Genomic DNA, 12461 nt, shown 5'->3' with positions numbered 1-12461 from the left:
TTAGTTCGATTTCAGTACAGCAATGTCCGATAGGGGCTGCATATCCGTGAAATTGTCCCAGACAAAAGCCTTGAGTGTATACCCGCTCACATCATCCGGAAGCTTCAGTCTGGCAGATAACCAATCTGCTTCACCGTTAGACAGAGTCTCAGCGGTACAAATGAACTTAATAAGGTTGTTGTCCCCGTCATACAGCCCTGCAACCAGCATGACATCTTTGGCTGAGGCTATATAGTTTTCAACTTCTGCCTGTATAATAATTTCCTTGCCTGCTTCAAGGACGGTAATGGCTTGCTCCTCTGCACTATAGAAGCCGATGCTTCCCGCTTTGTATTTATAAGCAACGGTATAATTAACGGTTGTCACCTTTCCGTAGGTGTCGGCAGCTTTTATTTCAATCTCATTCACACCCGGTACCAGAGTCAGGTTCGCGCTGAAAGTCCCGTTTTTACTTAAGGTCAGATATTCTTTGCTTCCATCCAGTTTTTCCGGAATTCCGTTGTTATGGATGGTGAGCGTGCTCTCCTTATCCACGGTTCCGCTTAGCGGCAGAATGGCGCTGGTTACTTCGCCGGCTGGCTCCGGTGAAGTCATCGTGATGACTGGCGGCACATCCGCGGATGCTGATGGCGATACACTAACCGCGCCGGACGGGACGCTTTCTCCGCTGGCATTGCTTGCCGTGACGGTAAAATAGTAGGTTTTATCATTTTCCAGCCCTGTTACGAAAGCTTTATAGACCGAGCCTCCGACCGTTACGGCTTCTTCAAACGGCCCCTCTATACGTTCGCTCTGCTTCACCGTATAGGATGCTGCTGTGCTCAAAGCGTCCCAGGTAATTTCGGCACCCGAATTGTAGGGCTTTGCATTCACATTTTTCGGCGCCACCGGCTTTCCGGCATTGGCATCAAACGCTACTGTACCGTCAGCCATCACAATTTTGACATCTTCAAAAACGGCTGTCAGGGATGAGGCCGCGTTGGCACCGTTCACCATTAGCCCGGCGTACAGCTCTTTCGGGTTCCCGTTCTCGTCCAGGCCCAGATGCTTCGCAGTGGCTGTGCTGATTGCCAGCGTGTCCGAGGCCTCCGGATGTTCCGGAATGGGTGCCGAACTGACAATGGACGTGATTTTATCCCCAATCTTTGTGATTTGCAGATACGCCGTCCCGCTCATCGGAATCGTTGAATTGGAACCGTTGGATGAGCCGCTGTATCTGAACATTTTTCTGCCGCCTGCAGCCGTGGCAGCCTGCGTATAATGATAGCTGTTCGGATCCAGGCTTTCTCTGAGCGTAAGGCTCATATGGCCTAGCTGGCCTCCGGTATATATTGCTTTGGCGCTCAGCGTATAGTCTCCCTTGATTTTGACTGCCTTCATATAAAATTGATCCAGTCCGGTAGCATTTTTATTAATCCCCGTTCCTGAACCGGTAAGTGTAAACAGATTGGTATCTTCATCAAAACCGGATGAACCTGCCATATTCGGGCTGCCTATGTCGTATCCGGTGAAATCCTCCGGTTTAATAGCTGCTTCCGGTCCGGATCCGGCTCCAGGGGTTACTGTCACTTCATTGGAGTCAGGGCTCTCCCCGTATTCATTGGAGGCGGTTACAATAAAATGATATGGAGTTTCATTGGCCAATTCAGAATACGTGTAAGAAGTAACGGTTGAATTGTTGACGGTATACAGCATGTCATAGCCTGCGCTGCCGGCGGTGCGCCCTTTGACATTGTAGTAGGTGGCACCCGTAACCGAGGACCAGCTAAGCTTCGCGCTGCCGTTGCCCGGCTCTGCTGCCAGTACCGGTGCGGAAGGCAATCCCCCTTCTGCAGTCGTCACCTGCACGCTGGCACTGTCCGCTGTATTTCCCGCAGTATTGATGGCCGTTACCTTAAAAGTATAGCCCGTCAAAGGCGCAAGCTGATCAGCCGTGTAGGTCGCCTCAGTTGTCGTAGCCACCTTGTGCCCGTCCTGATACACCTCATACAGGACAGAACCTATGCTGCTGACAGCAGCCTGCCAGCTGAGCACAGCCCGGGACGGGCTTACAGCATCTGCCTGCAGGACAGGTGCTGTTAATGTACTTGGCTCATAGTAATGAGGCACCCAATCACTGCCGAAATATTGGGTTACATCCACCACAGCTGCTGTTCCGCTAAGCACATTTCCTTTTCTGGACGATGTGTCTACCGGTTCACCGTTATACGTTGTGTTGTATTCATAAAAGTCTGCCTTCTCAGGGACGGAGCCGCCCATTCCAGCCCAGCCTTCCGGATAGATGATCGAGCTGCTCTGCAGCCTGGTATCCAGAAAGATCACCTTGGCATCCTGCCCCCAAGGTCTTCCGAAATCCCCTGCCGCCTTGTATTTGTCACCGGATGCCGTTACTGTACTGTCCCTGAACAGGTAACCGTGAAAGGAAGGGTCCGAAGCTGAGGACGGCTTCGCTGCCGTAATATGCCCTCCCGAATCCTGATCGCTGTAGCCGGCAAAGTGAAGTGTACTATTGTCAAAAACAACATTTCCCGAGCCGAAGATATAGTCAGTGTTGCCTTCTATGAAGCTGTCTTTGTAGTACTGGCGGGTGTTGCCCGTAAACAGCGTATCCTGATTGGACAGGAATCTGCACCGATAGAACTCGGCCTGATCCGCCTCGACGGCAATGGCCGCTGCCCGTTCCGTCGCCCCTCTTGACCTGGCATCCAGTGATGCTGTTCTTGGCGTAAGATTCGTAGGCGAGTTGATCGTCGTGACTTCAACGCCATCCTCCAGCTCTTCCTCTGTAATGTATTTGTTAAATGAATTCTCAAAGACGATATTTTCTGCTCTGAATCCGGTTGCGGCGCTGGTGACAAATACGGTAGCTCCCCATTTGAAGCTGCCCGGGTTGCCTTTCAGATACTTGTCATAAGCCCGGTCCTCGTTATACAGCCCATCCGCGCCGGCACTGTAATAATCATAGCCGACCCCGTAGTACCAGGTGATTTTAACCTCTTTGCCGGGATCCGCATTGACCAGATTGATATACGGCGTTGCGATTTTCAGCTGTGCCCGGTAGATGCCTGGCGCAATATGAATCGTGATGCGCTCTGCTTCACTGGCCGGATTCATCCTTGCGGCTGCAGCAAGTGCTTCCCTAACAGATGCATAGTTATGCTCTTTGGCGCTGTCACCGACGTATAAATCCTGTACCAGAGGAAGCGGCGGCAGCGGCTTAATGCTGGAGAACCTGATGTTCTTGGCAGTGTCACTTCCATTGATAACGACGTGTCCGGCAGTTGTATAGGCGGGATCTGAAGAAACTGCGGTGACAGCATAGGCACCATCCCTCAGCTTGACTGTATAGCTTCCATCCCTGACTTCTCCGGTATAACTGTACCCGTCATTCAGATTCGTAAATTTGATGCTGCCAATGCCGACTCCGGACGGCAATCCGGTAAAGGCGCCTGCTGCAGTGTAAACCGCTGCTTTTGCAACCGTAATATTTCGGGTTATGTCCTTATGGATGGTTACACTTGCCTCTCCATGAAGCCCGTAATCGTTCACGCCGGAAATGGCTAATGCATAGGTTTCCCCTGCACGGAGATCTGCGGAATACGTCAGGTCTGCCTTATTCAGCCGGGCATCAACAGCCGGAGCCAGACTGCCTTCCTGTGGACTGAAGGTAATCTTCAAATGATCCAGGCTGTAACCAGCCTCAAATCCGGTAATGGTTCCGCTGATGTTCGCCATAGGAATTCTGGCTACATGTAACTGAAGATTATCAATGCCGCTGTGAATATCGGCAGCTGTAACGGCAACTGTCTTGGAGTCATCTGATATGGCATATTCAGAGTCGACACCTCTGAGGACTGCTGTATACGTGTACCCTGCGGTAAGAACTGCAGTATACGTCCCGTCAGCCTCCAGCTTTGCGGGAAGGAGCTCTTGGGTGGACTGGTTCTGAAAAACGATTGAATGGCCTGACAGGACATGCTCATTCAAGTTCAGTGTACCGGTTACTTTAACACCCGGAGTCCTGGTTATTCTCGCAATGTTGGGTTTATGGCTTCCTGACTCTGTATAATAAATCTGCAAAGTCCCGGAATCCAGCGCGCGGTATTCAAGGATCTGCCCTGCTGAAGTGAAAGCCTCCTTATTGCCCGTCACGGCTTCACCGGTTGCGCTGCTGATCAGTGCGAAATTAACAGCTGCAGGGCCGGCCCCGTTGGTAACGAAACCATATAAGTGGATGAGGTCTCCTGCTTTCACATTCTCCAGGCGGATGTACTTGGCGGAAGCATCTCCGTTACCCGCAGAATAGACGGAACCCCTGCTGTCATACCCGTCGCTGAAGGTTTTGGTAGTAGGCTTTCCGTAGGATAGCGCGCCAATAGCTTCACCGTCGTAATAATATAATCTGTGATAACCTCCGCCGGCAGGCGTCATGACCGTCAGATCACCGAAGGAAGTATTCTCTTTAAACCAGCCGGACCCGACAGAGGCGCTTAATCCGTTCAGCGTATCCACTGTAATATGGTTGGTATATTCATCTCCCGCTGCCTGAACACCTCCGAAGTCCCATACCTCAATCATGCCATTCTGCGCTGCACCCTCCGCCTGCACAGGAGCATGCCCCAGGCTAAACACGGTGGTCACCAGCATGACCAGTACCAGTAATTTGCTTACGGCCTTTTTGGATCGCTTGTACATGGATGTCCTCCTCTTAACTGATATGGTAAATCCCCTTTCCGGTATAAGCGCTTTCAAAGACTGTTCTAAAAACCGCCTTATCTTCCTTTCCAGGTGCATAAGACGGTTTTAGGGTTACCTTCTATTCTTTATTGTTTGGTTTTCAGATAGGCTTCCTTGTACTCTTCCATCAGGCTGCTGCCGCCGGCTTCCTTCCATTTCTCAACCTCCGCGTTCCAGCCTGCTTCATCAATTTTGCCCATAATATATTTGGTTTCCGCGTCCGTAATCATCTGCTCCAGCTCGCTGCCGCGCTCTGTAAAGGTATTGGATATCAGGGTAAGGGCCGGATTAGTCACCGCATATTTTTCGTTCTCTGCTACCACTTTATTGTTCTTCACGAACAGCTCCGTCTGCTTCATCGGCTTATCCATATTGTACGTTTCTCCACGTTGGAGCAATGTGTCCCGGTAAGGCTTCACTTCTTTGGCATCGGCATCCTTATCCAGCGGAATGGTATAATCCCCTTCTACTGAATAATGGGTACCCTCGATGCCTTTATTGATCAGATTGACCATCTCTTTGTCGAGCAGCTGATCAAAGAACGTCATAATTCTTTTCATTTCCGCTTCGCTTTTTACGGAGGACTTTGGAATGGCCAGAATCCCGGCATTGCCGCTCTCCGCAGGAACCCGGATTCCGCCGGGACCTTCGAGGGCAACCGCATCCATAACTGCCGTCGGTACGACCTTTTCGAGATTCGACTGCATGGTCTGGGCGTTGCCTCCGGAGATCCGCAGGGCTACCCGGCCGGCTTCATAAGCTTTATCCACGGTTTGGGAATCGGTTACAGCAAAATCCTGGTTAATCAGCTTCTCGGCATACAGCCGTCTGAACAGATTCAAGGTATCGTTAAACTCTTCGGTCATGAACTCCGGGGTGAAGTTCCCCTGTTCATCCACTTCCCACTTATTAGGACCGCCTTGCATAACCGAAAGTCTGGTTAAGGTCGAGGAGACATTCTGATTATAGCCTTTGTCCAGCATGAGTCCGTAAGTATCTTTCTTTCCGTTCTTATCCGGGTCATTTTCCGCCACGGCTTTTAGAACGTTGTACCAGTCATCCAGCGTTTTCGGCACCTGCAGGCCCGATTCATCGAACCAATCCTTGCGGTATTGGAGGACCGCCCGGCCCACACTCCGGAAGACCGGCAGTCCGTACAGCTTTCCTTCTACTTTAATATTGTCATAATAGGTTTCAGGCTGAGCCGCAAGATTCTTGTAGTCCTGCAGATAAGGTCCGATCTCCCAGAAGACATCCGACTGCATCGCAGCAACGATGGTAGGAACATAGCTGATCTTGATCACCTTGGGAAGCTCTCCTGAAGCAAGCATGACGTTAATTTTCTCGTCATAGCCTGAAGTCGGAATCCACTGGAAGTTCAGCTTAGTGTTTGTATACTTTTCAATCGCCTGTTCCATGGCATTCCCTTTAGCCGGTACTTCAGCAGCCTGGTGTACAGCAATCGAAAGCTCCAGCGGAGAATGATCCTCTGCAGGTGCGTTCGTACTGCTGTTGGCCGGACTCGTATTGCCGTTTGCCGCATTCTGCTCATTTCCGGAACCGCATGCCGACAATACAGCTGTGGCCAGTAATGTGCCCCCCATTAGTAACGCCATTCTTTTCTTCATTGACCTAACCCCTCCGGTTGTAGAAATTTCTATGGTAAGCCCATATCCCCTTGCAACCAGGACATATGGACATTCATAGCCTGCAAGCTTAATTTAAATCACGGTCAGCCTTTGACTGATCCGAGCATTACCCCTTTGGCAAAATGCTTCTGGAGGAACGGATAGACCAGCAGAATGGGGACCGTGGCAAATACAATGACTGCCATCCGGATCGTCAATGGCTGAATTTCCGTGTTATCAATGGAAGTGTCACCGATGCTGCCCTGGGATAAGATGACGATCTGCCGGAGCAGAACCTGAATCGGATACAGCGTGCTGTCGTTGATATACAGAATGGCGCTGAAGAACTGGTTCCAATGCCCGACGGCATAGAACAAACCAAAGGTAGCCATAGCCGGCATGGACAGCGGAAGCACAATTCTGAACAGCACACCTACATCGTTACAGCCGTCTATCCGGGCCGAATCCTCCAGCCCGTCGGGAATTTGCTGAAAGAAATTTTTAAGCACGATCAGGTTGAAGGCGCTGATGGCGTTCGGGATCATCAAGGACCATAAGCTGTTCGTCAGCCCCATGGCTTTGACTACAAAATATGTAGGGATCATGCCTCCGCCGAACAGCATTGTGAACAATACGGCAAGCAGTATAAACTGGCGGCCTCTGAGTGTGGATTTGGCCAGCGGGTAAGCCATAAGCGAGGTAAACAGCAGATTGATGAAGGTGCCCACTACCGTGATGTAGATGGAGACGAGCATGCTCCGGAACAGCGTATCCGTTGAGAAAATATAGCGGTATGAGGCCAGGGACCATTCCTTCGGCCACAGAATCAGTCCGCCCTTGGCCACCTCCGCCGGGCTCGTAAATGAAACCGCTAACACATATACAAATGGCAACACACAGACCAGTGCGATCAGGATTAACAGCGTATAATTGATCACATCGAAAATCCGGTTCCCCATGGTTTTGTCTTGATGCATAATTAAAACCTCCTCCGTTCCTGTTTATGAAGCGGCATCAGTAGACACCCTCTTCTCCGAACTTCTTGGCCAGCCAGTTGGACCCCAGCACCAATACCAGACCGACTGCCGATTTGAACAGGCCGACCGCGGCGCTATAGCTGTACTGGGCCTGAGTCATCCCTTTGGTATACACGTAGGTATCGAATACTTCGCCCACCTCGCGGTTGGTCGGAGTAATCATTAGGAAGATGTGCTCAAAGCCCGAATCCAGGAAGCTCCCCAAACGGAGAATAAACAGAATAATAATCGTACTGCGGATTGCCGGAAGCGTAATATGCCATAGCTGGCGCCAGCGGTTGGCCCCGTCAATTCTCGCTGCTTCATACTGCTGCAGATCCACACCGGCCAGAGCAGCAAGGAAAATCACCGTTCCCCATCCGATTTCCTTCCAGATTGACTGGGTAATGATCATCGTCCGGAACCATTCCGCTTCAAGCAGGAAAGCGATTTTTTTGCCGGTAATCTGATACAGCAGCTCATTCAGCACTCCGTTTTCCGTAGTCAGCAGAATGTAAAAGATCCCGACAACGACCACCCAGGAGACAAAATGGGGAATGTAGATTAACGTTTGAATGAAATTTTTGAATCTGGCGCGCCGCACCTCATTTAACATCAGCGACAGAATGATCGGCATCGGGAAAAAGAAGACCAGATTATAAATGGCTAAGATCACTGTATTGCGGAACAGCATGCCAAACTGCGGCTCCGAGAAAAACCGTTCAAAGTGCTTAAAGCCGACCCATGGGCTGTTCAGAAAACCGGTATAGGGCTTATAGTCCATGAAAGCCATGGATACCCCGTACATAGGCACGTATTTGAAGATAATAAAATAGATGACACCAGGCAGCAGCATCAGATATAACCACTTATCCCGGGTGATATCCCGCAGCAGGGTACCCATCCTGCCCCTTGGGGCCCTGATGCCGGGTACTCCTGAAGAAGTTGTTACGTTCTGCTTCAACTCTGTAACCTCCTTGATTTCTTTGTTTGCTATCTGGGTCCAATACTATTTCATCCGGTTATGACCGGCTATAAGGCTGAGCTAACCTGTTCACCTCTCCTGCTGCCAATAGGGCTTCCCCGCAGGTTTTCCGGCCTGCAATAACCCTCATATATCCATGCAGTTCACTTTATACAACCTTTGAAGCGGAGGCTCTGCACGGCAAAAAAGCAGGCGGATGAGATCCGAGGATCTCTGTCCGCCTGCTATCTTACAGTCCTGCTGTAAGCCAGTTCATATTCCCGGCACATCCGGGTGCCGCCTGCTTCCTGCCACCTGGCCAGCTCTGCCTGCCAGCCTTCTTCATCAATCATGCCCATTATAAATTTGGTTTCTGCGTCAAGAATGATCAGCTCCAGCTCCTTGCCTTTTTCCCTGTAGGTATCGGATTCCAGGGTCAGCGCCGGATTCTCAACGATGTATTCCCTGTTCTGCCTGCCGAGCTGCTGGGTCCTCAGGTAGAGCTCGGGCTGCAGACTCGGTTTAACCGAACTCTGGTCGTACACAAGATAAGGAAACAAATCCCGGTAAGGCTTCACTTCCTTCAGATCCAGCGTCCTGTCCAGAATTTCTGCATACTCCCCTTTATCAGCCCAATGCCTGCTTTCAATGCCTTTGCTGATCACTGTCTGCATGGGAGGATCAAACAGCTTATCGAGAAAATCCAGTATCTGCCTGACTTCCTCCAATGTTTTGACAGAATCCTTGGGGATCGCAAAGAAGCCGGCATTTCCCGGTTCACCCGGCAGACGGTTGCCTTCCGGACCGGTAAGAAAAGCCACATCAACTTCCGCCTCCGGCACCGTCTTCGTCAACTTGTCCATCCAGCTTTGGGCGTTGCCTCCGGAAATCTGGATGCCGGCACGGCCTGAATCATAGATTTTGGTCGTTTCATTCGTATCGACAACTACAAAATCGGAATTAATCAGCTTTTCCCGGTACAGCCTTCTGAATAATTTCAAGGTGTCCAAAAAAGGCTCTGTAAGAAATTCAGGCGTGAAGCGCCCCTCCTCCTCCAGCCACTTGTTCGGCCCTCCCTGGGATACGGAAATCCGGGTCAGTATAGAACTGACATCCGTATTGTATCTTTTATCCAAGACCATCCCATAGGTGTCGTGCTTTCCGTTACCATCCGGGTCCTCCAGGGTCATTGCGCGCACGACAGTGTACCAATCCTCCAGCGTTACCGGTACCTCAAGCCCCAGCCGGTCAAACCAGTCTTTGCGGTATTGAATTGTCGCACGTCCGAGATCACGGATAATGGGCACCCCATAGATCCGCCCTTCCACGGAGATATTGTGATAATACTGGTTATCCAGCGCCGATAAATGGGCATAATCCTTCAGCAGAGGGCCCAGCTCCCAGAATTGGCCTGCTTTTATAGTAGCGATATAATCGGGCGAATATCCCAGCTTCACAAGCTTGGGAAGTTCCCCCGCGGCAATCATCAGCCTCAGCTTATCATCATAGGCGGACATCGGAATCCATTCAATCTGCAGATTCGTCTGCGTGTAAGCCTCGATGGCCTGCTCGACTTCATTATTATTAGGAGGCAGCTCACCGATCAGCGTGGCTCCGATGGACAGGTTGAAGGCGGAAGAAGGCAGGGATTTCCCCCCGCTTCCGCCCATGGGCCCACAGCCTGCCGGCACAGCAGCCAACATCAGGCAGCATAAGACTCGTAAGATAGTAATCTTCATTTCTCCGCTCCGTTCATCATGTTTTCCCGGTATTGGCCTGGTGTAATCTGATACGTTTTTTTGTAGCTGCGGATAAAAGAACTGATATTTTTATACTTTATTTTCTCGCTGATTTCCGAGATCTTCATATCCGTCTTCTCCAGCATCTCTTTGGCCATTTTCATCCGGTAATCCGTCAAATAATCACTGAACGATACACCGATTTCCCTTTTAAAGATGCGGCTTAAGTACACCGGATGATAATTCAGAATCTTCGAATACATTTCCAGCGTAATCTCCTGATCGTACTGCTCATGAATCATATTGACGAGCCTGTCGGCGATTTTTACATATTGGATCTTGGAATTATCAGACAGCAGCTTGATGATGGGATGGATCAACTTGGATTCAAACCAGTGAATGATCTCCTCCCGTGTCTGCAGCTGAAAGATTTTCCGCATGTCACTTTCACCCTCCAGCACCTGCTTTACCGGAATCCCCTGCTCCTGTGCAATCCGCAAAAGTCCTGAAGCCAGCTGCAGAAGCATCGTCTGGTGTTCATACAGAGCACGGTCCTTATAGACCAACGTGTCGAGGTACTGCCCCAGCAGCTCAGAAGCGCTCTCCGGCTGCATTTCCTTGATGGCGTAAATCACCCTTTCCTCCAGCATTTTCAGATGGGAGTATTCATAATGTTCATTTCCCCCCTGGCTTCCGAGATCCCCGTAATGAATAATAATCTCCGGCCCCAGGCTGATCCGTGCCTTCAAGGCGTTCAGGCTTTCCCCGTAAGCAATCACAGTATCGGTCAGCTGTACATAAGGATTACTGATGCCAATGCTCACCTTGATCTGCAAAACCTTTTCCGCGTTTATCTTGATACACTCTGCGGCTTCGTACAAAATATTCCGGACCGCTTCCCTGTCATCCTGGTCCGTAGCCACCAGCGTAACCTGAGACTGGTTCAGTGTAATCGGAGGAAAGCGGAGCGAAGGAGGCAGAACCTCCTGGGCAATATTGCTGACCGCATAGAGCAGCAGCTCACGGTCCTCCTCCCGGCAGCGCGTTTCCTGCAGATTATCAATCTGAAGGGTAAGAACCCCCAGGCTTTTCCATCCGGACGGGAAGCCGTATATTTCGGAACGGAACAAATAATCGTTTTCGCTGATCTGGCCTGTAAATAATTTTAATACGAAATACTCCTTCAAATGGCTGGTCTGTCCCAGCATCTGCTTCTCCAGCAGGTCCCGTGACCCGGCCAGCGATTGGATACTGGATTTGATGTATTCCAGATCATCCCGGTTCCGCGGTGACCGCTGTTCCCCGTCCGAATGATCGTATGTTCTGGCTACATGAAGCAGATTGCTGATCGGGAGATACATCCGGCGGCTTCCATACAAGGCAAGGGTGACGACAACCAGCACAATGGCCAGACAGACCAGAATAGTGAAGCCGGCTATTTTGCGGGTATCCTTCTTCATCTCCCCGATGTCGACTACCGATATGTAAGTCCAGCTGTTATAGCTTGAGGAACGGTACATGGCAGCCGCTTCTTTCCCGTCAAGCCGGGTATTAAATATTCCCGCTGGCTGGTCTGTATCTGCTTGTAACTGCTGTACCACAGCGCTGTTAATCTCTTTATAACGTTTCTTGTCTGCTTCAGCAGCGAGAATATCTTCACCCGCGCGGTCCAGAATATAGTTCCGGCTGGATACGTTGGAGGATAACCCCATGACATCCTGAATCTCCGATAAAATAATACTTACGACGAGAAGACCCTGCGGTTTATCGGTCTGCGGCAGGATCGGAATCTTGTGCACCAATGTAATCGTTTCCACAGGTTCGTAGAAAAGATCCGTATTTGCAGCAGACAGCCCTGTATACCAGAATATACTTTTTGGCTGTTTGGCATTGTCAATGAATTCCTGGCGGTTCTCCATTTGATCCAGCGGCTTCATCACATTCAGGTTGAGCGCCCAATTCTGCTCAAGGCTGACGAGATAGGCCTGGTTAATAATCGCATCGCTGGACTGCAGGTTATACAGCTCCTTGGTAAGCAGCCGGATGGACTCAAAGTTATATGAAGATAACGGACTGTTCATCGCTTCCTTAACCAGGGAGGAGTTGGCAAATTGGGTGGCTGATTTTTCAGTAGTCTTCAATATTTGCTCTACACGCATCTGCGTCTGATCCAGCCACTGCATATTCATTTCCTTGACCTTCTTCTCCATATCCCCCGAAGCAATCGAGTAGGAAGCAAAGCCGATAATTATAGTAGGCAGAATGCCCAGCACAAGACTATAGGCGAGCAGCTTCAGCAAATATTTGCTCAACTTCATCCCTCCTGTCCAGCCTTTCATTAAGGCGGATGATTATCTTCAGACAACCTATATAATCT

The 12461-nt window shown here is 50.3% G+C and carries 6 protein-coding genes; all 6 read right to left on the bottom strand.

What is annotated here, in order from left to right:
• Complete coding sequence (locus C2I18_RS23155; RefSeq protein WP_249898076.1) at positions 1 to 4695, bottom strand: pectinesterase family protein; 4695 nt, start codon at positions 4693 to 4695, stop codon at positions 1 to 3.
• Positions 4696 to 4823: 128 nt separating this feature from the next.
• Entirely contained in the window at positions 4824 to 6341 is a 1518-nt protein-coding gene (locus tag C2I18_RS23150; protein ID WP_249898075.1) for an extracellular solute-binding protein, read from the bottom strand.
• A gap of 128 nt (positions 6342 to 6469) precedes the next feature.
• Positions 6470 to 7342: a carbohydrate ABC transporter permease gene (locus tag C2I18_RS23145; protein WP_249898074.1), complete on the bottom strand. Its 873-nt coding sequence runs from the start codon at positions 7340 to 7342 to the stop codon at positions 6470 to 6472.
• Positions 7343 to 7379: 37 nt separating this feature from the next.
• Positions 7380 to 8285 (bottom strand): ABC transporter permease, encoded by a 906-nt coding sequence (locus tag C2I18_RS23140; protein WP_249902216.1) that lies wholly within the window; start codon positions 8283 to 8285, stop codon positions 7380 to 7382.
• Between the two features lie 305 nt (positions 8286 to 8590).
• Entirely contained in the window at positions 8591 to 10015 is a 1425-nt protein-coding gene (locus C2I18_RS23135; RefSeq protein WP_249898073.1) for an extracellular solute-binding protein, read from the bottom strand.
• A 65-nt stretch (positions 10016 to 10080) separates the two neighbouring features.
• Positions 10081 to 12396: an AraC family transcriptional regulator gene (locus C2I18_RS23130; protein WP_249898072.1), complete on the bottom strand. Its 2316-nt coding sequence runs from the start codon at positions 12394 to 12396 to the stop codon at positions 10081 to 10083.
• Positions 12397 to 12461 lie beyond the last annotated feature (65 nt).

Source organism: Paenibacillus sp. PK3_47 (assembly GCF_023520895.1).
GTDB lineage: Bacteria > Bacillota > Bacilli > Paenibacillales > Paenibacillaceae > Paenibacillus_AQ.
This window is presented reverse-complemented; position numbering and strand designations above follow the sequence as displayed.